Consider the following 20,050-nt stretch of genomic DNA (forward strand, 5'->3'; position numbering starts at 1 on the left):
CGCTAGTTTCCTCCCATCAGCCCTGCACTAACGCGGGGCCAACACAGGAGAGACCACCATGCGTGTCTGGTTCATCACAGGAGCATCCCGCGGTTTCGGCGCCCTCATCGCGGCAGAAGCCTTGGCCCAGGGCGATGCCGTCGTGGCAACGGCCCGCGATCCCAATGCTGTCACTGCACGTCTCGGCACCCATGAGCGCCTGCTGGCGACGCGGCTCGATGTCACCAGCGAGACCGAGGCCCATGAGGCCGCAGGTCAGGCCGTGAAGAAATTCGGCCGCATCGATGTGCTGGTCAACAATGCCGGTTATGGCCTGCTCGGCGCGATCGAGGAAGCCAGTGCCAATGAAGTCGAACGCCTCTATGCCACCAACGTGTTCGGCCTGCTCGGCGTCACCCGTGCCGTGCTGCCGCATATGCGCCGGCAGGGCTCGGGTCACATTATGAACATTTCATCCGTCGGCGGATATGCCGGCTTCCCCGGCTGGGGCGTCTATGGCTCGACCAAGTTCGCGGTCGAAGGCATCAGTGAAGCACTGGCCGGCGAAGTCGCGCCGCTCGGCATCCATGTCACCGTGGTCGAACCCGGCTTCTTCCGCACCGACTTTCTGGACGATAACTCGCTGGTGCGTACCGCACTGGAGATCGGCGACTATCACGCCACCGTCGGCAAGACCCGCAACCACGCCGCCGACGTCAATCACGCGCAGCCCGGCGATCCCAGCAAGCTGGCGAAGGCCTTCATGCAGCTTGCAGCTGCCAAGACTCCTCCGATCCGTCTGCCGCTTGGCAGCGACACGGTTGCGCGGATTGAGAGCAAGCATGCTTTTGTCGAAAAGGAACTGGCTGCGTGGCGCGACGTGGCCACATCGACAGACTTCGCGAAAGGAACGGCATAGGCGCCGTCTTCAAGACACGCAGATGCGACGAAGAAATCCTGAGCTAGAGACGGATTGAATTGCTTCGTCGCATCATACCTTGCCTAAACGTGGCGAGCGTTGCCGCGCTTAGGCAAGTATCGGCTGCAGGGATTGCGCTGCGAGGCGCCAGACCGCACATGGGTTTGCGATTGACGCCGCATCGATCTGCTTTACGAAGCGCACCTGCTTCCAATCGCCCGGCGTCGGCGCGAATGTGAAGCCGGCCTTACGGGCCAGTGCGAGCATTGCCTCGTTTGAGCGCAATGTATCTCCGAAGAGCTGGTCGGCTCCGAGCGCAGCAGCACGGCATTCCAAATTGGACATGAGTGCCAGGCCGATGCCCTGCCCTTGCATGGAATCAGCTACGGACAGGCCCAGTTCGAAACGGGACGTCGCTTCATCGAACGCGTAGCGGGCCTCGCCGACAATGGTCTCCGAGCCATCGCGCGAGACCGTCGCGACGACCGAGAAACTGTCGGCCTCACCGACATGGATGAATTTGTCCAGCTGCCCCGCCGGCAATTCGCTGGCGGCGCCCATCAGGCGATTGTAGCGCGACCGCACCGACAGGCCGCGGAAATAGGCCTGTAACGCGTCCGCATCGTGAAGCTCGACAAACCGAACCGTCACCGCAGCGCCGCTGCGTGACAACACCACATCGGAATACTGACCGAGGTCATCGAGGTTGAGATGTTGCATGACAGTTGCTCCCGGACGATCGGACCGTCCTTACGCGCGCCAGAACGGCTTGCTGGCCTCGGCCATCACGTCGCCCACCGAAAGGCCGGCGTCGTGGATGTCACGCTCGCTCCAATGGGTCAGTTCGCGGCGTTGATGGGCGCGCTCCCGCCAGACGTGGAACGTCTCGGCGATGGCCGCCACGCTGAGCGGAGCATGATGATTTGTCATCGATTCATGGGTGCAAGTAGACATTTTGCTCTCCTAAAGCTAAATTTACTTAGGAAATATCGGCTTCATTCTCACATTGCACAAACGACATTGTGCACCGCATCACATGAGACAAACTCATGGATGGGACGAAGGGTGAATCGCCAGGGGAGAGAGCACGGATGAGCACCCGGTTGCCGTCACTCAACGGGCTGCGCGCCTTCGAAGCCGCCGCACGCCATCTGAGCTTCACCAATGCGGCAAGCGAGCTGAACGTCACGCAGACGGCGATCAGCCATCAGATCAAGCGGCTGGAAGAAGAGCTTGGTCTCAAGCTGTTCATTCGGCAGAACCGCGCGCTCGCACTCACCCCGCAAGGACACGACTATCTGCCGGGCGTTCGCGCCGCCTTCAACGACCTGCGTCTTGCCACAGACCGGCTCAAGCGCCGCGACAATGACCACGTGCTGACGGTGAGCACGCTCGCATCGATGGCATCGAAATGGCTCCTGCCGCGCATCTCAGCGTTCCAGAAAGCCCATCCCGATATCGATGTGCGCATCACCACATCGACAAGCATGGTCGATTTCAAGAGCGGCGATGTCGACGCCGCGATCCGCTACGGCCGCGGCCAATGGCTTGGCCTCCGCGCCGACTGGCTGACGGCGGACGATCTGTTTCCGGTCTGCAGCCCGGCGCTTCGCACCGGAAAGAAGGCGCTGCTGAAGCCGCAGGATCTCGCGGACTATACGCTGCTGCATTCGAGCGGCGGCTATGACGATGACTGGCGGCTCTGGCTCACCGCGGCCGGATTGCCAACCGATATTTCGAAACAGCCCGGCCTGACCTTCGACATGATCTTCATGACCCTGCAGGCTGCGATCGACGGCCTCGGCGTCGCCATCGGCCGCACCACCTATGTGGAGGGCGATCTCGCCAAGGGCCGGCTGGTGGTGCCCTTCGACATGCGCATGCCCGCCGACGCCGGCTTCTATCTGGTGTCCCCCGAAGCCTCTTCCGACTCGCGGAAGCTGAAGGCCTTTCGCGACTGGCTGCTCTCGCAGGTCCCGCCGGAACGTGACCGTTCTGGCCGCTGATCGGCATTGTCGACATCACGTGTTCGGGAGCAGATCGCCATCCGAAACATGCTAGAAGTCTGGCCTGTTTCGGAATGGAGCTTGCGATGAATCGGACGACACTGGCCGCGGTTTTCACCCTTCTGGCGCTGGCGCCTGCGCTCGCACAGCAGGCGTCCACACCGCCGGCAGCACCGCCGCCGCCCGACTTCTCAAAAGTCGAGATCAAGACCACCGACCTCGGTGACGGCGTCTACATGCTCGAAGGCCAAGGCGGCAACATGACGCTGGCCACGGCCAAATCGGGCGCCATCCTCGTCGACAGCCAGTTTGCCCCGCTGCACGACAAGATCAAGGCGGCCATCGCCGCGGTGACGCCGCAGCCGGTGAAGTATCTGGTCAACACGCATTTCCACGGCGACCACACCGGCGGCAACGAGGCCTTTGCCAATGAAGGCGCGACCATCGTCGCCAACGTCAAGGTCAGAACCCGCCTGAAAAAAGGCACCACGAATTTCCTGACCGGCGCACAGAATCCGCCCGCGCCGAAGGCGGCGCTGCCGACCAACACCTACACGCATCAGCTCAAGCTCAGCCTGCGCGGCCGCATCGCCGAACTGCGCCATCCCGACAACGCACATACCGATGGCGACACCTACGTCTACTTCAAGAGCGCCAATGTCATTGCGACCGGTGATACATTCACCAACGGCCGCTATCCCAACATCGACGTCCTCAACGGCGGCAATATCAAGGGGATGATCGCAGCGACCGACGCCTATCTGAAACTGGCGAACGACAACACCAAGATCGTTCCCGGCCACGGTCCGCTCGCCAACAAGGCTGCGCTGGTCGACTATCGCACCATGCTGGTGACGGCGCGCGATCGCATGGCCAAGCTGATCAAGGAGGGCAAGACCGAGGACGAGGTTCTGGCGGCCAAGCCGTTCGCCGATCTCGACGCCAAATGGGCGCCGAACGAGACCGCCAGCAAGAATTTCATTCGCGCTGTCTATGGGTCACTGGCGAAAAAGCCGTGGATCAGGCCCTGGTCAAAACCTTGGGGGAAGAAGTCATGAGAGATCTCATTCCCCTCGCCGAGAAGATTGCCATTGAGCTGATCGCGCGCAAGCAGACCATCGGCATAGCTGAATCCTCGACCGGCGGTTTGATCTCCGCTGCACTGCTCACAGTGCCCGGCGCCTCCGCCTATTTCATCGGCGGCGGCGTGATCTATACGCGCGATGCGCGGCGTGTGCTGATGGATATTTCCGATGATGCGTTTCGGATACCGGGCATGCGCTCGTCTTCAGAGCCCTACGCACAACTGCTGGCGACGCAGATCCGCGAGCGGCTCGGCTGTGACTGGGGCCTGTCGGAAACCGGCGCGACCGGCCCCTCCGGCAATCGTTATGGCGACGCCGCAGGCCATAGCTGCATGGCCGTCGCCGGCCCGCGAAACGAGGTCATGACGCTGGAGACCGGCAGCAACGACCGCTCCGGCAACATGCACAGTTTCGCGCAGACGGCGCTGACGTTCCTGCTGAAGAATTTGGCGGGGTAAGAAGGCGTCAGGCCGGCAGTGCCGCTGCCGCCTGCTCCGCCAGAATACACCGCACCACACGATTGTCGGCGAGTTCGACATTCGGCGGCGCCGCCTCGACGCAACGCGGCTGGGCGAATTTGCAGCGCGGCGCGAAGGAGCAATTCACCGGCGGCTTGTCGAGCGACGGCGGCGTACCCGGAATCGTCTCCAGACGCGCCCCGCGCTTGGCGCCGTGCACGGTGGAGGCCAGCAGCCCCTGCGGATAGGGATGCACGGCCGAGCGTACGATCTGGCTTAGCGTGCCCTGTTCGACGATCTGGCCGGCATACATCACGGCCACGCGATCGCAGATTTCGATGGCCACGCCGATATCGTGCGTGACGAAGATGATCGACATGCCGAATTCGCGCTGCAGCTCGCGCAGCAGCAACAGGATCTGGATCTGCACGGTGGCATCGAGCGCAGTGGTCGGCTCATCCGCGAGCAGGATCTTCGGCTTGCAGGCCAATGCCAGCGCGATCATTGCGCGCTGCCGCATGCCGCCGGACATTTCATGCGGATAGGCATCGAGGCGACGCTTGGCGGAGGGGATACGCACGACCTCAAGCATTTCGAGCGCGCGCTTCACGCCCTCGGCCTGGCTCTTGCCCTCGTGCCGCATCACGCTTTCGGCGATCTGCTGGCCGATCGTATAGACGGGGTCCAGCGCCAGCGCCGGTTCCTGGAAGATCATCGACACCGTCTGGCCGCGAAACGCCGAGAGCTCATCATCATCGAGCGCCAGAACGTCCTTGCCGAGCACATTCACCGTGCCGGTGATCCGCGTGCGCTTCTTCGGCAGCAGCCGCATCAGCGCGCGCAAGGTAACGCTCTTGCCCGAACCGGACTCGCCGAGCAGCCCGAGCACCTCGCCTTCGCCGAGCGTCAGGTTGAGATCGTTGACTGCATAGACGGTGCGTTCGCCGCCGAACCGGACGTTGAGATTGCGAACCTCGACAAGATTGCTCATGCCAACTCCGGGCACTGTTTGTGGAAGTCCGTGGCGCGCTGGAAGGCGGCACCGATGGTCAGCAGCGTTGCTTCATCGAACGGGCGACCGATCAGCTGCATGCCCACCGGAAGTTTCGACTTGGTGAAACCCGCCGGGATCGAGAGACCGGGCAGACCGAGATAATTGATCGGCCGCGTGAAGCGCGTCAGGCGCTGGATCATCGCTTCGGCGCCAGAGCTGTTGCCGACATCGGTCTCGGCAATGGTCGGAGCCGCCCCGGGCGAGACCGGTGCGAGCACGGCGTCAGTGCCGGTCACCGCAGCGAGATAGGCCGCAAGCGCAGGACCGCGCCAGCGCAGCGCCTCGATATAGGAGACGCCAGTGATCGCCAGACCGTTCTGTAACCGCATCAGGACCTGCGCGCCGTAATCCTGCGGCCGCTCGATCATCCAGCGCTTATGCATCGCCGCGGCTTCCGTCGCGAGCACGAACTGGCAGGCCGCCGTGAGCTGACCCTGATTGGGCAGATCAACCTCGACGATCTTGACGCCTTCATCCTTCAGCGTCGCGATGGTGTTCTGCAAGATCGCAGCCGTGTCGGCGTCGAGGTCGTCGACATAGAATGCCTTGGGAATGCCGACCGTCATGCCTTTGGCGGACGCACACGTCGCCGCCATGTAGTCCGGCACAGGGCGCGTGCTGGTGGTTGGATCGAGCGGATCGGCACCAGCCATCAGGCCGGTCAGCAGCGCGCAATCCTCGACGGTCCGCGCCAGCGGGCCGACCGTATCGAGCGATTGCGACAGCGGCATCGCACCGGCGCGGCTGACCAGACCGACGGTCGTCTTCAAACCGGAGACGCCGCAGAAATGCGCCGGCAGGCGGATCGATCCGCCGGTGTCCGAGCCCAGCGCTGCAAAAGTCAAACGCGCTGCGACGGCCGAGCCCGAACCCGACGACGAACCACCCGTGACGTGATCGACATGCCACGGGTTATGCACGGCGCCGTAATGCACGTTGTGACCGAGCGGGCCATAAGCGAATTCGACCATCTGCAACGAACCGAGCCGCACCGTGCCGGCATCCTTCAGGCGCTGCAGCGATGTCGCCGTGGTAGTTGCAACCCAGTCGCGGCGAATATGCGAGCCGCAGGTCACGACATGTCCCTCGTCGTAATACATGTCCTTGTGCGCCAGCGGCACCCCATGCAGCACGCCGCGGCTTTGCCCCCTAGCGAGCGACGCATCGGCCGCGTCCGCCGCCTTCAGCGCTGCATCGGCCTCGATCGACATATAGGCGTTGAGGCTCGGCTGCGATTTCACGGCGCGATCGAGGCACGACTGCGTGGCTTCGCGCGACGAAATCTTCTTCGTGGCGATAGCGTCGGCGACTTCCGTCAGCGACAGCAATGCGGGTTCGGTGACGCTCATTTGGCAGCCTTGGTATTCTGGACAGCGAGGAAGGTCGCGGGTTCGAGATCGAACGGTAGGGTCCCGGACACAGCCGCGAATCCTTCGAACGCCGGGCCGATCGAATTGGCGATGCGCTCGGCAACCTCGTCGGATGCGGGAAGGCCGCTGACTTCGGTCAGCGCCTTGATCTGCTTGGCAGTCGGTTTGGTCATGTCAGTGCACTCCTGCGGCAGGTGCTTTGCTGTGTCCCGAACCCGGGATCGCCATGTAACAGGCAGCCTGATGGCCAGTCACCGTGATTTCAGTCAGTTTCGGCGTCGCCTCCCCGCACATCGCTTCGGCAAAGGGGCAGCGTGTGTGGAAACGACAACCGGACGGTGGATCGATCGGGTTCGGCGGATCTCCGGTGATCGGCGGCGTTTCCGTGCGCTTGTCAGGATCGGACGATGGCATCGCCGCGAGCAGCGCGCGGGTATAGGGATGCGCCGGCCCGTCCCAGACCTCGTCCACCGGCCCGAGTTCGACAACCTCACCGAGATACATCACCAGCACGCGGTCGGAGATATAGCGCACCACGTTGAGATCGTGGCTGATGAACAGATAGGTCAGGCCGAACTCGCGCTTGAGATCGACCAGCAGGTTGAGCACCTGCGCCTCGACCGACTTGTCGAGCGCCGAGACGGCCTCATCGAGAATGACAAGACGCGGCGACAGCGCGAGCGCACGCGCGATGTTGACACGCTGACGCTGGCCACCGGAGACCTCATGCGGATAGCGGTTGGCGAATGTCTCGGGCCGCAAGCCAACCTTGCCGAGCAGCTCGCGCGCCAGCAGTCGCGCGGCCTTGTCGGCCATGCCGTGCACCTTCGGTCCGAAGGCGATCGATTCCTCGATGGTCAGGCGCGGGTTGAGCGACGCATAGCTGTCCTGAAACACCATCTGCATGCCGCGGCGCAGCTCGCGCAGCGAAAGTTCGCGCCCGACGGTGCGGCCGTCATAGATGATATCGCCGGAATTGCGCGGCATCAGATGCATCAGCAGCCGCGCCGTGGTGGACTTGCCGCAACCGGACTCGCCGACGATGCCGACAGTCTCCCCCTTGGCGATGGCGAAGGACACATCGTCCACCGCGCGCACGGTCTTGCTCGGCGCGAACAGCCCGCCGCGTACCGGGAAATGCTTGGTCAGGCTGACCACCTGTAACAGCGGCTGCGCAACACCGCCAATATCTTCGAGCGGTTCCAGCTTGTCGATTTCTTCTACAATATCACTCATGCCATCAGTTCCGGATGTCCATGGCACTGCGCATGCCGTCGCTCAGCAGATTGAAACAGATCGACACGGCGAAGATCATCGCGCCGGGGAGTGCTGCCACCCATGGATTGACGTAGATCGCAGTGCGCAGCGTGTTCAGCATCAGACCCCATTCCGGCTCCGGCGGCTTGGTGCCGAGGCCGAGGAACGACAGACCGGCGGCGAGGATCATCGACACCGAGATCAGGCCGGTCGCGTAGACGAAGATGGAGCCCAGCACGTTGCCGAGCATGTGCACCCGCATGATGGTGAAGGCGTTCGCGCCGGAGGCACGTGCCGCTTCCACATAGTCCATGTTGCGCACGCCAGTCGTGACGCTCTCGGCGACGCGCGTGATCTGCGGCACGAACACGATGGTCAGCGACACGATCGAATTGACGATGCCGGCGCCCAGGGCACCGGAAATCGCAATGGCCAGCAGAACCGAGGGGAACGCGTAGAACACGTCGACGGTGCGCATGATCGCGGTATTGAGCTTCCCTCCGACATAGCCGGCCACAACGCCAAGCCCCGTCCCGATGAAGAAGGCAAGGATCACCGGCAGGATGCCGATCAGCAGCGACAGTCGCCCGCCATAGATCAACCTGGCCAGCATGTCGCGACCGAGTTCGTCGGTGCCGAGCGGATAGTTGGGTGTGCCGATGAAACGCAAACGGCGGATCATGGAGCCCTGATAGGGATCTGCGAGATGCAGATAGGGCGCAAAGATCGCTGCCAGGAAGATCAGCAGCAGAATGAACGCGCAGGCCATGCTGACCTTGTCGCGCACGATGCGGCGGCCGACCGTGGCCCAATAGCCGCGGGCCTTGGTGGCAGGCGCCGCCTGCAGTGCAGTGTCTGTCATCGCGGTCATGAGAGGATATCCAGCATGGTCAGCTCCGCTTGATGCGCGGATCGATCGACGCCTGCGCGATATCGACCAGAAGATTGAGGAACACGAAGAACAGCGCCAGCACCAGGATCGTGCCCTGCAGCAGCGGCAGGTCGCGCTGGAAGATTGCGGAGTTCAAAAGAAGCCCCGAACCGGGCCACGAGAACACAGTCTCGATCAGGATCGAACCGCCGAGCATGTAGCCAAGCTGCAGGCCCATCACGGCCAGCGCCGTCGGCGCAGCGTTCTTGATGACGTGACGAAACACCTTGGTTTCTTGCAAGCCCTTGGCGCGCAGCGCTTCGACGAAATCCTGCGACAGGATATCGCCGGTAAGCGCGCGCACTGTGCGCGTCACGATGCCCATCGGAATGACCGATGTCGTGATCGCCGGCAGCACGAGATATTTGATGTGCTCCCAGTCCCAGGCCCATGAGCCCGAACCGCCCGGCCCGGCACCGACCGCAGGCAGCCAATTGAGCTGCACCGAGAAGATGATGACCAGCACCATGCCGAGCCAGTAATGCGGCACGGAGACGCCGGCGATGGCAATCGAGGTCGCGACCTTGTCGATCCAGGTATCGCGGAAGTAGCCGGCGATCAGCCCGAAGAACAGACCGAGCGTGAAGCCGATGGCGGCGGCGGCGATCGCCAGCGTCACGGTATTGCCGACGGCTTTCATCACCTCCGCCAGAACAGGACGTCCGGTGGCGATGGAGCTGCCGAGATCGCCGTGTAGCGCGCGCCACAGCCAAAGGCCGAACTGCACCGGCAGCGGACGATCGAAGCCGTAGGCGACGCGCAGTTGCTGCGCCAGCTCCTGCGATGCGTCAGCGGGAAGAATGGCAACGAGAGGATCCCCGGGCGTAATGTGCACCAGCAGGAAACACACCAGCGCCACGCTGAGGACGATAGGAATCACATAGACGACGCGTCGCGCGATGTAGACGAACACTGATCACCTTCGATTCAGAAACTCTGCCCCCTCGTTCGTCATGCCCGGGCCTGACCCGGGCATCCACGTCTTTGCAGCGAAGAAGGCGTGGATGGCCGGGTCAAGCCCGGCCATGACGTGGAGAGGTTCGTGCGAATATCGGCTGCACAATATGCGGCCGATATTCGCTTGTTGCTTACGGCGTGATCGACACCGGCGAGAAGTCGACGAACCAGCTCTTCGGCTGCACGAAGCCCTTGATCTTCGGGCTCAGCGCACGCGGACCGACGTCATGGGCCACGTAGAGGAAGGCTGCGTCATCGACCGACGCGGCGTGCAGCTCGGCCAGAGCCGCATCACGTGCCGTCGCATCGAAGGTGGTGCGTGCCTTGGTCACGAGTTCATCGAACTTCGGATTGTTGATGAAGCCCCAATTGTTCGAGACCGGCGGTGCCATCGACGACTGCAGGAAGCGAACCAGTGCGAAGAACGGATCCATCGCCGCATAGGTGACGTTGGTGGCGTTGGAGCCGTTCGCCGAGGGATCCTTGACGCCGCGGCGCCAGTTGGTGAACAGCGTGTTCCATTCGATAACGTCGAGCTTGACGTCGAAGTAGCACTCCGCCAGCGCCTGCTGCAGATATTCGTTCATCGGCAGCGGCAGCATCTGGCCGGAGCCGGACGCCGAGGTCTGCGTCTTCACTTCGAGCTTCTTGGTGGGACCGTAACCGGCTTCCTTCATCAACGCTTGTGCAGCCTTCAGGTCATACTTGATCTCGAAACTCGGCTTGCCGCGCCAGGGGTGGCCCGGCTCGAAAGTGCCGCTTGCCGGCACCATCAGGCCGGCGAGCAGACCGTCCTTCAGGCCTTCGCGATCGATGCAGAGATTGGCGGCCTTGCGGACGCGGATGTCGTTCCACGGCGAGCCTTCGGCACGGGAGAACTGCCACGGCCAGACATGCGGCTGCTCGTTCTTCTCGATCTTGAAGCCGCGTGCGGTGATTTCCTTGACGGCGTCAGGCGCCGGCGCCTCGACCCAGTCGACCTGACCGGACAGCAGCGCAGCGGTGCGTGCGTTGGCTTCCGGCATCGGCAGCAGCACCATCTTGTCGGTCTTCGGAACGCGGTCCTTGTTCCAGTAGGCGTCGTTCTTCACCAGTTCGAGACGCTCGCGCGGCGTGAACTTCGACATCTTCCACGGGCCGGTGCCGGAGGCTTCGCGCGCGAAGGCCGCCCATGCGGCCTGCGACTTGGCCTTGGCATCGGCGCCTTCGGCCTTGTCGAACAGCGCCTGCCACTTGGTGGGGCTCGCCATAAAGAGGTTGGTAAGATTGATCGGCAGGAAGGAGTCCGGCTCCTTGGTGGTCAGTTCGACGGTCATGTCGTCGATCTTCTTCGCGGACACCAGGGTCGGCATGCGCGAGGCGGTTACACCGACCTGGCTGGCGTCGAACTGGACTGCATCTTGTTTGAGCACCTTGTCCACATTCCAGACCACGGCATCCGCATTGAAGGCCGAACCGTCGTGGAATGTGACGCCGGGACGCAGCTTGAAGGTCCATTTCTTCTTGTCGGCGTCGTCCACTGCCCACTCAGTGGCGAGCGCCGGGATAACAACACTCGCTTTGGTCGCGGACGACAGATCCCAGCCGGTCAGGCCGTCATACATCGTATTGCCGGTGAAACGATTGCCTTCGAAGCCCTGATCGGGCTGGCCGAGCGTGCGCGGAATATCGGCAGCGGTCATGCCGATGCGCAGCACCGTTTCGGCGCGCGCCACCTGTGGCAAGGTCAGGGCCGTGGCAAGCGTCAGCAAGGTGATTGCTGTCGCGAGACGGCTCTTTGTCGGCTTTTCGATACGCATCGTAATCAGTCCCTCTTGGCTTTGGATGACACGTTGGCTTTCGCCAGTGTTGGCTTGTTCTAAACTGGCTAATTCTTATGCAACGCTTGTGCCAAGGCCTGCAACCTTGCACCGCAATGACTCAAACTGCGGCACTGCAGCACACCAGCACACACCAACCGTTCGATATGCCCAATCTGGCATCAGGATTGCAGGTATCTGGCGGACAATATCCCACCATACGGAGTCTGGTTTATGCGCGTTCGAAGCTCGTTATTTGTTGCGGCCATCGCCGCCGCCATAGGTGCAGCCGCGCCGGCGCAAGCCGAAACGGTGGTGCGCTATGGCATCTCGATGGCGGACGTGCCGCTGACCACAGGCCAGCCTGATCGCGGCGCCGGAGGCTACCAGTTCACCGGCTACACGATCTACGATCCGCTCGTCGCCTGGGAAATGGATGTCGCCGATCGTCCCGGCAAACTCATTCCCGGCCTCGCCACCGAATGGAAGGTCGACGATACCGACAAGACCAAGTGGCGCTTCACCTTGCGCAAGGGTGTCAAGTTTCACGACGGCAGCGACTTCAACGCCGATGCGGTGATCTGGAATCTCGACAAGGTGCTGAACGAGAAGGCGCCGCAATTCGACAAGCGCCAGAGCGCGCAGGTCAAGACCCGTCTGCCCTCGGTCGCGAGCTACGCCAAGATCGATGACGGCACCGTCGAGATCACCACCAAGAACGTCGACTCCTTCTTCCCCTATCAGATGCTCTGGTTCCTGGTCTCCAGCCCGGCGCAGTACGAGAAGGTCGGCAAGGACTGGGACAAGTTCGCATCGCAGCCCTCGGGCACCGGTCCGTTCAAGCTGACCAAGCTCGTGCCGCGTGAACTCGCCGAACTCAGCAAAAACTCCGACTATTGGGACAAGAAGCGTATCCCGAAAGCTGACAAGCTCGTGCTCGTCCCGATGCCGGAAGCGCTCACCCGCACCAATGCCCTGCTCGCCGGTCAGGTCGATCTGATCGAGACCCCTGCTCCCGACGCTGTGCCGCAGCTCAAGGGCGCCGGCATGAAGATCGTCGACAACGTCACGCCGCATGTCTGGAATTATCACCTCAGCGTGCTGCCGGGTTCGCCCTGGACCGACGTCCGCCTGCGCAAGGCGCTGAACCTCGCCATCGATCGCGATGCCGTCGTCGCGCTGATGAACGGTCTCGCCAAGCCCGCCATCGGCCAGGTCGATCCGTCGAGCCCGTGGTTCGGCAAGCCGACCTTCAAGATCAAATATGATCTGGCCGAAGCCAAGAAGCTGGTGAAGGAAGCCGGCTACGGCCCGGAGAAGCCGCTGAAGGCGACCTTCATCATCGCCAATGGCGGCACCGGCCAAATGCTGTCATTGCCGATCAACGAATTCCTGCAGCAGAGCTTCAAGGAAATCGGCGTCGAGGTCGAATTCAAGGTCGTCGAACTCGAAGTGCTCTACACCGCGTGGCGCAAGGGCGCGGCTGACGAGAGCATGAAGGGCATCACGTCCAACAACATCGCCTACGTCACCTCGGATCCCTTGTACGCCATCGTCCGCTTTTTTCACTCCGGCCAGATCGCACCGGTCGGCGTGAACTGGGGCGGCTACAAGAACCCGAAGGTCGATGCGCTGATCGACGAAGCCAAGAACACCTTCGATCCGAAGAAGCAGGACGAGTTGCTGGCCGAAGCCCATGCGCAGATCGTCGACGACGCCGTGCTGGTCTGGGTCGTTCACGACACCAACCCGCATGCGCTGTCGCCGAAGGTGAAGAAGTTCGTGCAGGCCCAGCACTGGTTCCAGGACCTGACCACGATTGGTCTGGACTGAGCCTCTCTGGTCCACTGCGAAATCAGGAAGCGCCGCCGAGCAATCGGCGGCGCTTTTTCTTGCCGTGCATGTGGTCGCGGAACGCGGATATCTACCGCAGCCTGACGATTACGCCTTCATTGCCTGATAACTCCAGTGCGCCCGAAACATTCTCACCATGGCGATCGAGGCCTGTCGCCAGCAGGATTTCACCGCCCCCCACATGCAATGATGCGGGCTCACCGCTGAGATTGAGGGCGATCAGAACCGTCTGCGCGTCATAGACGCGCCGATAGGCCAGCACATCGCCCTCAGCGTCCACAGGCTCATAGCCGCCGAACACTAGTTCAGGCATGTGCTTGCGCAAGTCGATCAGCTTCACATAGAGGCTGAGAATCGAATGGGGATCGGCCGCGAGAGCAGCCGCATTCTGATGGTGGTAGTCCGTGTCCAGCGGCAGCCAGGGCTCGCCGGTCGTAAAACCCGCGTGCTCGGTGGCACCCCATTGCATCGGCGTGCGGCATCCGTCGCGGCCGAGACCGATCCCAGGCACGTTCTTTTCGAACGGATCCTGAACCTGATCCGGTGCAATAGGCACCTGCTTCATACCGATCTCGTCGCCATAATATAGCGTCGGCGTCCCGCGCAGCGTCAGCAACAACATCGCGGCGACGCGCGCCTGAGCCATGCCAACCCGGCTGGCGACGCGCGGCCGGTCGTGATTGCCGAGCACCCAGTTAGGCCAGGCGCCGAGCGGCAGCGCGGCTTCGTAGCGCGCGATCAATTCGCCGATGGCGAAAGCATTCCACGGCGCGGAGAGCAGTGCGAAGTTGAACGGCAGATGAGCGCCTGACAGGTCACTGCCGTAATAGGCGACCAGCCGATCGAAGGGGAGATAAATCTCGCCTATCAGCACGCGATCGTCGAATTCATCGACGACGCGGCGCATTTCGACGACCACGTCCAGCGTCTCCGGCCGATCGGTCGAATAGAGCGGCAGGAAAGCCTCGTGTGGCGGGCGCCCGGCCGTGAAACTCGGATTTGTCGGGTTGTCGCGAAACTCCCCGTCCTTGATGAGATGCCAGATCACGTCGACGCGGAAGCCGTCGACGCCGCGTCGCATCCAGAACCGCATCACCTCATAGATGGCGTTGCGAACAGCAGGATTGCGCCAATTCAGGTCCGGCTGTTTGTCGAGAAAGGCGTGATAGTAATATTGCCCTGTGGCCTCGTCATACTGCCAGGAGCTGCCGCCGAATTCGGACATCCAGTTGGTCGGCGCGCTGCCGTCCGGCTTCGGATCGTGCCAGATATACCAATCGCGTTTGGGATTATCGCGTGACGACCGGCTTTCGACAAACCACGGATGCTGATCCGAGGTGTGGTTCGGCACCAGATCGAGAATAATCTTCAGACCATGACCGTGAGCCGCAGCCACCAGCGCGTCGAAATCGGCCGATGTACCGAAGATCGGATCGATGCCGATATAGTCTGATATGTCATAGCCGAAGTCTGCCATCGGAGATGGGAAGATCGGTGACAGCCAGATCGCGTCGATGCCGAGCTGCCGCAGATAAGGAAGCCGGCCGACGATGCCCGCGAGATCGCCGATACCGTCTCCATTGGAGTCCTGAAACGATCGCGGATAGATCTGATAGATGGTGCCGGCCTGCCACCAGACTGTCGCTGCAGTTGCCATGGTCCTGTCACTCAATGTTCTGAGGCTTCCATCACGCACGAAAAAACGGCCCTTCCGAGGAAGGGCCGCCTCTCGTTCGGTGCAATATTAGTAGCGTTCGATGACAGTACGACGTTCGACGCCGCCATCGTAATAGCCACGATCGCGGTCGCGGCTGCGCTTGATGATCACGGTCTCATTGCGGTCACGACGATCGCGGTAGTACCCGCGATCATAGTCGTCGCGATAGCGGTCGCGGCCGACGGCGCCAACCGTAACGCCTCCCGGACCGACGCCAACGCCGAACTCCTGGGCCTTGGCTGGAATTGCGCTGCTAATGCCCGCCGCAGCAACGGCGATGATGGCAAGATGCTTAATCATGACGTGCTCCTCGTGTGTGAACCATGAGGGAGCAATCCCGCGCTGCAGGGTTAGTTCCGAGACGATAACAAAACGATCATGCGTAACGCGCGCAAAGACCCGGAACCAATCGAGGTTTTGCCGACCGCGAGCTAGCCGGGCGGTATAATTGCGTTGCTCGGTGTCGGCCGATCGGTGATCTGCTGCCCGAACAGGCTGCCGACCAGCTCGACCATCACCCGTGCGGTACGCCCGCGCTCGTCGAGAAACGGATTGAGCTCGACGACATCCAGTGAGCACATCAGCCCGGAATCATGCAGCAGCTCCATGATCAGATGCGCCTCGCGATAGGTGGCGCCGCCGGGCACCATGGTGCCAACGCCGGGCGCTGCCGCGGGATCGAGGAAGTCCACATCGAAGGACACATGCAACACGCCGTTGCGCGCCTTGACCCGCTCGATGACGCGGCGGATCAGGACGCCAACACCGAACTCGTCAATCTGCCGCATGTCTGCGATGGCCACCTTGCGCGTGTGGACTAGCTCTTTCTCAAGCTTATCGATGGAGCGGATGCCGAACAGATCGAGATTATCGGGCTTGATCGATGCGCGCGGCTCAGCGCCGAGTAATCCATCCAGACCGGGCTCGCCGCACAGAAAGGCCGCGGACATGCCGTGCATGTTGCCGGTGATGGTCGTGTGCGGCGTATTGTAATCGGCATGCGCGTCGAGCCACAGCACGAACAATTCGCGCCCCTGCTCGTGCCAGTGCCGCGCCACGCCATTGACCGATCCCATAGACAGGCTGTGATCACCGCCCACGAAGATCGGCAGCGCGCCCGATTTGGCAAGCGTGTAGGCACGCGCACTCAGCGCCTGGATCCAGCTCTGGATCACACGGTAATGCTTGGCATTCTCCGGCGGCGCATCGGTCGACAGAGGCACAGACGGTGGCATGAGGTCACCGTGGTCTTCCACCTCGAAGCCAAGCTCTTCCAGCAGCGGCCCCAGGCCTGCCGTCCGCATGGCCGCCGGCCCCATCAAGGTCCCGCGCTGCGAGGCCCCGACTTCGACTGGCGCGCCCAGCAATGCGATGCGTTTGTGATGGGAGACGTCGGTCATAAGCAAAACTCCGGGCTAGCGACCCTCGCAGGCCAAGATATATTCCGAAACAGCCTGTTTGCATTGCAACGGAAATGCGGCGGCGCAGTTATCCCGCGCATTTTCATCACCAGACAGTGGGGCAATCGTGACGCACAGAGTAGTCGAAGAAGGTCTCCCCTATCCCTTTGGCGCGCATTGGGACGGAAAGGGCACCAACTTCGCGCTCTTCTCGGCCAATGCCACCAAGGTCGAGGTCTGCCTGTTCGACGGCGACAAGGAAACGCGAATCGAGCTGCCGGAATATACCGACGAGGTGTTTCACGGCTACATCCCCGACGTCGGCCCCGGCACCTTTTACGGCTATCGCGTCCATGGCCCCTATGAGCCAGAAAAGGGCCATCGCTTCAATCCGAACAAGCTGCTGCTGGATCCCTATGCCCGCGCCCATGCCGGGCAGCTCGAATGGAATCCGGCCGTGTTCGGCTACAAGATGGAGAGCGGCGACGACACCACCTTCGACGAACGCGACTCGGCGCCTTTCATGCCGAAATGCGTGATCGTCGATCGCGACTTCGACTGGGCCGGCGAGGCTGGCCGGCAGCCCGTGCCATGGGACCAGACCATCATCTACGAGACCCACGTCAAGGGCTTCACCAGGCTGCATCCCGACGTGCCCGAGAAGCTGCGCGGCACCTATGCCGGCTTCGGCAGCAAGCCTGTGGTGGATTATCTCTGCGGCCTCGGCATCACCTCGGTCGAGCTGCTTCCGATCCATACTTTCATCAATGACGACTATCTGCTGAACAAGAAGCTGGTGAACTACTGGGGCTACAATTCCATCGGCTTCTTTGCGCCCGATCCGCGCTACGCATCGGACGTGCCGAACTCGCTGCGCGAGTTCAAGGAGATGGTGTCAGCGCTGCATGCCGGCGGGCTCGAGGTCATCCTCGATGTCGTCTATAATCACACCGCCGAAGGCAACGAGCTTGGCCCGACTCTGTCCTTCAAGGGCATCGATAATGCCAGTTATTATCGGCTGCTTCCGGACAAGCCACGCTATTACATCAACGACACCGGCACCGGAAACACAGTGAACCTGTCCAATGCCCGCGTCATCCAGATGGTGGCGGACAGCCTGCGCTACTGGGTGCGGGAGATGCATATCGACGGCTTCCGCTTCGATCTCGGCACCATCCTGGCGCGCGAAGTCTATGGCTTCACCGAACAAAGCGGCTTCCTGAAAGCCGTCGATCAGGACCCATTGCTGACGACAGTGAAGTTGATCGCCGAACCCTGGGATATCGGCCCCGGTGGTTATCAGGTCGGCGGTTTCCCGCCCGGCTGGGCGGAATGGAACGACAAGTTCCGTGATACCGCGCGTGATTTCTGGCGCGGCAAAGCGCCGGTCTCGGCACTGGCACCGCGTCTCGTCGCGTCTGCGGACATGTTCAACCATCAGGGTCGCCGCGCCTGGGCCAGCGTCAATTTCGTCACCGCTCACGACGGCTTCACGCTGAACGATTGGGCGAGCTACAACGAGAAACACAACGAGGCCAATGGCGAGAACAACAAGGACGGCAGCTCCAGCAACCGCTCATGGAATTGCGGCGTTGAGGGCCCGACCGACGACAAGGCCATCATCGCCCTGCGCGAGCGCCAGAAGCGCAATATGCTGGCGACGCTGCTGTTCTCTCAGGGCACGCCGATGCTGCTCGGCGGCGACGAATTCGGCCGCACGCAGAACGGCAACAACAATGCCTATTGCCAGGACAGCGAGATTTCCTGGTTCAACTGGAGCCTGACGACCGAGGGCAAGGACCTGCTCGCTTTCACCAAGCGGCTCATCAAACTGCTCGGCGGCTGCTCGGTACTGCGTCGCAGCCGCTTCCTGACCGGCGAGCACGACCCCGACCTCGACGTTCGCGACGTGGCATGGATCAACGCCAATGGCGGCCCGATGCAGGACGCACATTGGAAAGACGGTAACATGAAATGCTTCGGCATGCTGCTGGACGGCCGCGCGCAGAAGACCGGAATTCACAAGCCGGCGGAGGATCAGACCATGCTGATGATCCTGAACGGCTTCGAAGGGCTGGTCGATTTCACGATGCCCGAGGCGTTTGGCGGACAGGCATGGGAACTTCTGGTGGATACCAACATTCCCGATACGAAAGGCGGCGAGGATTTCCCGTTCGGCCATATGTATCAGGTAACTGCCCGCTCGCTGCTGCTGTTGTCCCTGAAGAAATAGCTTATGGCGCAGCGGGGCCGACGCGGCCTCACTGCCCACATTTTCTGCACATTCCTGTCACTGAACCTCGGAACGATGTTTGGTGACTACACTTGTCTGGCAACGATGAATTCCTGATTTGCCGAGCTAGTGGAGACGTAAAAGTGAAGATTCGCGCGGGCTACGACATCGCTTTCCAGTGTTTGCAGGAAACACCCATGATCCTGATGCTCAGCATTCATCCTTCGCGCGCGAAGGATCTCCAGAGTCCGCATCGCATCCAGTTTTCCCATGACGTACAGGCGCATGACTATCTCGACATGTTCGGCAATACTTGCACGCGCATCGTCGCGCCGCCCGGGCTAATCGAGATCAAGAATGACTTTCTGATTTCAGATAGCGGATTGCCGGATGCGGCTCCGCCATCAGGGCCGTTGCAGGCGGTTGGCGATCTGCCTGACGATGTCATGGTCTTCCTGCTCGGCAGCCGCTATTGCGACACGCAGAAGCTGTCAGATCTTGCCTGGTCACTGTTCGGCCATATCGAAGACGGCGCGGCGCGCGTCCAGGCCATTGTCGATTACGTGCATCAGCGCATCGAGTTCGGCTATCACCATGCCCGCAACGATCGCACCGCCTTTGAAGGTCATGAAGAGCGTATCGGCGTGTGCCGCGACTTCGCCCATCTGGCGGTCACGCTGTGCCGCTGCATGAACATTCCGGCGCGCTATTGCACCGGCTATCTCGGCGATATCGGCGTGCCCATCGATCCCGCGCCGATGGACTTCAGCGCCTGGTTCGAAGTCTACCTCGGAAGCAAGTGGTACACCTTCGATGCGCGTCACAATCATCCGCGCATCGGGCGCATCGTGATGGCCCGCGGTCGCGACGCTGCTGACGTAGCGATCTCCACCAATTTCGGCCCGACGCCGCTGGTGCGTTTTACCGTGGTCACGGAGGAGGTTTTTAGCGAAGCCACCCCCGCCATCACGCCGATGTCGATGGTGGCCTGATCGTCGTCTCGAGACCGTTGTAAATTTCAAAGCCACCCG

Annotated in this window: 19 protein-coding genes; 7 read left to right on the forward strand and 12 right to left on the reverse strand. The window is 61.9% G+C overall.

The genetic code is table 11. The annotated features are described in order from the left end of the window. Positions 1 to 58 precede the first annotated feature (58 nt). Positions 59 to 898 (forward strand): oxidoreductase, encoded by an 840-nt coding sequence (locus AB8B02_RS19965; protein WP_439064964.1) that lies wholly within the window; start codon positions 59 to 61, stop codon positions 896 to 898. A gap of 108 nt (positions 899 to 1,006) precedes the next feature. Here the strand turns inward: AB8B02_RS19965 and AB8B02_RS19970 are convergent, their stop codons facing one another. Then, a complete protein-coding gene (locus tag AB8B02_RS19970) occupies positions 1,007 to 1,618 on the reverse strand; it encodes a GNAT family N-acetyltransferase (protein WP_439064965.1) in 612 nt (203 codons plus the stop codon). A 30-nt stretch (positions 1,619 to 1,648) separates the two neighbouring features. Next, the gene (locus AB8B02_RS19975; protein ID WP_439064966.1) at positions 1,649 to 1,852 is read right to left on the reverse strand and encodes a DUF1127 domain-containing protein; all 204 of its coding nucleotides are present in this window, start codon (positions 1,850 to 1,852) and stop codon (positions 1,649 to 1,651) included. Between the two features lie 137 nt (positions 1,853 to 1,989). Between AB8B02_RS19975 and AB8B02_RS19980 the strand changes: the two genes are divergently transcribed. From AB8B02_RS19980 to AB8B02_RS19990, 3 genes are all read left to right on the forward strand, one after another. Continuing rightward, the gene (locus tag AB8B02_RS19980) at positions 1,990 to 2,904 is read left to right on the forward strand and encodes a transcriptional regulator GcvA (RefSeq protein WP_439064967.1); all 915 of its coding nucleotides are present in this window, start codon (positions 1,990 to 1,992) and stop codon (positions 2,902 to 2,904) included. Positions 2,905 to 2,990: 86 nt separating this feature from the next. Continuing rightward, positions 2,991 to 3,962 carry an MBL fold metallo-hydrolase gene (locus tag AB8B02_RS19985; RefSeq protein WP_439064968.1) on the forward strand — a complete coding sequence of 324 codons (972 nt, stop codon included), beginning with the start codon at positions 2,991 to 2,993 and terminating at the stop codon, positions 3,960 to 3,962. Further along, positions 3,959 to 4,447 (forward strand): CinA family protein, encoded by a 489-nt coding sequence (locus tag AB8B02_RS19990; RefSeq protein ID WP_439064969.1) that lies wholly within the window; start codon positions 3,959 to 3,961, stop codon positions 4,445 to 4,447. The genes AB8B02_RS19985 and AB8B02_RS19990 overlap by 4 nt, the downstream gene beginning before the upstream one ends. A gap of 7 nt (positions 4,448 to 4,454) precedes the next feature. Here the strand turns inward: AB8B02_RS19990 and AB8B02_RS19995 are convergent, their stop codons facing one another. The 7 genes from AB8B02_RS19995 to AB8B02_RS20025 all read right to left on the reverse strand — a co-directional run bounded on the left by AB8B02_RS19995 (position 4,455) and on the right by AB8B02_RS20025 (position 11,815). Continuing rightward, positions 4,455 to 5,438: an ABC transporter ATP-binding protein gene (locus AB8B02_RS19995; protein WP_439064970.1), complete on the reverse strand. Its 984-nt coding sequence runs from the start codon at positions 5,436 to 5,438 to the stop codon at positions 4,455 to 4,457. Then, positions 5,435 to 6,850 carry an amidase gene (locus tag AB8B02_RS20000; protein ID WP_439064971.1) on the reverse strand — a complete coding sequence of 472 codons (1,416 nt, stop codon included), beginning with the start codon at positions 6,848 to 6,850 and terminating at the stop codon, positions 5,435 to 5,437. Before AB8B02_RS20000 ends, AB8B02_RS19995 begins: the two co-directional genes overlap by 4 nt. Then, on the reverse strand, positions 6,847 to 7,044 hold the full coding sequence (locus tag AB8B02_RS20005) for a hypothetical protein (protein ID WP_439064972.1): 198 nt from the start codon (positions 7,042 to 7,044) through the stop codon (positions 6,847 to 6,849). The genes AB8B02_RS20000 and AB8B02_RS20005 overlap by 4 nt, the downstream gene beginning before the upstream one ends. 1 nt (position 7,045) lies before the next feature. Continuing rightward, entirely contained in the window at positions 7,046 to 8,107 is a 1,062-nt protein-coding gene (locus tag AB8B02_RS20010; RefSeq protein ID WP_439064973.1) for an ABC transporter ATP-binding protein, read from the reverse strand. Between the two features lie 4 nt (positions 8,108 to 8,111). Then, positions 8,112 to 8,990 carry an ABC transporter permease gene (locus tag AB8B02_RS20015; RefSeq protein WP_170849596.1) on the reverse strand — a complete coding sequence of 293 codons (879 nt, stop codon included), beginning with the start codon at positions 8,988 to 8,990 and terminating at the stop codon, positions 8,112 to 8,114. 28 nt (positions 8,991 to 9,018) lie between these two features. After that, positions 9,019 to 9,972, reverse strand: a complete 954-nt coding sequence (locus AB8B02_RS20020) for an ABC transporter permease (RefSeq protein ID WP_089265970.1) — start codon at positions 9,970 to 9,972, stop codon at positions 9,019 to 9,021. 175 nt (positions 9,973 to 10,147) lie between these two features. Further along, positions 10,148 to 11,815, reverse strand: coding sequence for an ABC transporter substrate-binding protein (locus AB8B02_RS20025; protein ID WP_439064974.1), 1,668 nt, complete (start codon positions 11,813 to 11,815; stop codon positions 10,148 to 10,150). Between the two features lie 234 nt (positions 11,816 to 12,049). Here AB8B02_RS20025 and AB8B02_RS20030 point away from each other — a divergent pair, with 234 nt between their 5' ends. After that, entirely contained in the window at positions 12,050 to 13,648 is a 1,599-nt protein-coding gene (locus AB8B02_RS20030; RefSeq protein ID WP_231079357.1) for an ABC transporter substrate-binding protein, read from the forward strand. A gap of 91 nt (positions 13,649 to 13,739) precedes the next feature. Here AB8B02_RS20030 and AB8B02_RS20035 read toward each other — a convergent pair whose 3' ends face one another. The 3 genes from AB8B02_RS20035 to rocF all read right to left on the reverse strand — a co-directional run bounded on the left by AB8B02_RS20035 (position 13,740) and on the right by rocF (position 16,786). Next, positions 13,740 to 15,326, reverse strand: coding sequence for an alpha-amylase family glycosyl hydrolase (locus AB8B02_RS20035; RefSeq protein ID WP_439064975.1), 1,587 nt, complete (start codon positions 15,324 to 15,326; stop codon positions 13,740 to 13,742). Between the two features lie 87 nt (positions 15,327 to 15,413). Continuing rightward, positions 15,414 to 15,686 (reverse strand): hypothetical protein, encoded by a 273-nt coding sequence (locus AB8B02_RS20040; RefSeq protein ID WP_120287064.1) that lies wholly within the window; start codon positions 15,684 to 15,686, stop codon positions 15,414 to 15,416. Positions 15,687 to 15,817: 131 nt separating this feature from the next. Then, the gene (gene rocF, locus AB8B02_RS20045) at positions 15,818 to 16,786 is read right to left on the reverse strand and encodes an arginase (protein WP_439064976.1); all 969 of its coding nucleotides are present in this window, start codon (positions 16,784 to 16,786) and stop codon (positions 15,818 to 15,820) included. Between the two features lie 127 nt (positions 16,787 to 16,913). Here rocF and glgX point away from each other — a divergent pair, with 127 nt between their 5' ends. Then, a complete protein-coding gene (glgX, locus tag AB8B02_RS20050; RefSeq protein WP_439064977.1) occupies positions 16,914 to 19,019 on the forward strand; it encodes a glycogen debranching protein GlgX in 2,106 nt (701 codons plus the stop codon). Positions 19,020 to 19,162: 143 nt separating this feature from the next. After that, the gene (locus AB8B02_RS20055) at positions 19,163 to 20,011 is read left to right on the forward strand and encodes a transglutaminase-like domain-containing protein (protein WP_439064978.1); all 849 of its coding nucleotides are present in this window, start codon (positions 19,163 to 19,165) and stop codon (positions 20,009 to 20,011) included. The last annotated feature ends 39 nt before the right edge of the window (positions 20,012 to 20,050 follow it).

Origin of the sequence: Tardiphaga sp. 862_B3_N4_1, from assembly GCF_051811085.1 — a bacterium.
Taxonomy (GTDB): domain Bacteria; phylum Pseudomonadota; class Alphaproteobacteria; order Rhizobiales; family Xanthobacteraceae; genus Tardiphaga; species Tardiphaga robiniae.

Coding starts and splice junctions, on each gene's coding strand:
- AB8B02_RS20025 (WP_439064974.1), bottom strand. CDS start 11,815: ATGCGTATCGAAAAGCCGACAAAGAGCCGTCTCGCGACAGCAATCACC.
- AB8B02_RS20030 (WP_231079357.1), top strand. CDS start 12,050: ATGCGCGTTCGAAGCTCGTTATTTGTTGCGGCCATCGCCGCCGCCATA.
- AB8B02_RS20040 (WP_120287064.1), bottom strand. CDS start 15,686: ATGATTAAGCATCTTGCCATCATCGCCGTTGCTGCGGCGGGCATTAGC.
- AB8B02_RS20035 (WP_439064975.1), bottom strand. CDS start 15,326: ATGGCAACTGCAGCGACAGTCTGGTGGCAGGCCGGCACCATCTATCAG.
- AB8B02_RS19990 (WP_439064969.1), top strand. CDS start 3,959: ATGAGAGATCTCATTCCCCTCGCCGAGAAGATTGCCATTGAGCTGATC.
- AB8B02_RS19985 (WP_439064968.1), top strand. CDS start 2,991: ATGAATCGGACGACACTGGCCGCGGTTTTCACCCTTCTGGCGCTGGCG.
- AB8B02_RS20015 (WP_170849596.1), bottom strand. CDS start 8,990: ATGACAGACACTGCACTGCAGGCGGCGCCTGCCACCAAGGCCCGCGGC.
- AB8B02_RS19965 (WP_439064964.1), top strand. CDS start 59: ATGCGTGTCTGGTTCATCACAGGAGCATCCCGCGGTTTCGGCGCCCTC.
- AB8B02_RS19975 (WP_439064966.1), bottom strand. CDS start 1,852: ATGTCTACTTGCACCCATGAATCGATGACAAATCATCATGCTCCGCTC.
- AB8B02_RS20005 (WP_439064972.1), bottom strand. CDS start 7,044: ATGACCAAACCGACTGCCAAGCAGATCAAGGCGCTGACCGAAGTCAGC.
- AB8B02_RS19995 (WP_439064970.1), bottom strand. CDS start 5,438: ATGAGCAATCTTGTCGAGGTTCGCAATCTCAACGTCCGGTTCGGCGGC.
- AB8B02_RS19980 (WP_439064967.1), top strand. CDS start 1,990: ATGAGCACCCGGTTGCCGTCACTCAACGGGCTGCGCGCCTTCGAAGCC.
- AB8B02_RS20010 (WP_439064973.1), bottom strand. CDS start 8,107: ATGAGTGATATTGTAGAAGAAATCGACAAGCTGGAACCGCTCGAAGAT.
- AB8B02_RS19970 (WP_439064965.1), bottom strand. CDS start 1,618: ATGCAACATCTCAACCTCGATGACCTCGGTCAGTATTCCGATGTGGTG.
- AB8B02_RS20000 (WP_439064971.1), bottom strand. CDS start 6,850: ATGAGCGTCACCGAACCCGCATTGCTGTCGCTGACGGAAGTCGCCGAC.
- rocF (WP_439064976.1), bottom strand. CDS start 16,786: ATGACCGACGTCTCCCATCACAAACGCATCGCATTGCTGGGCGCGCCA.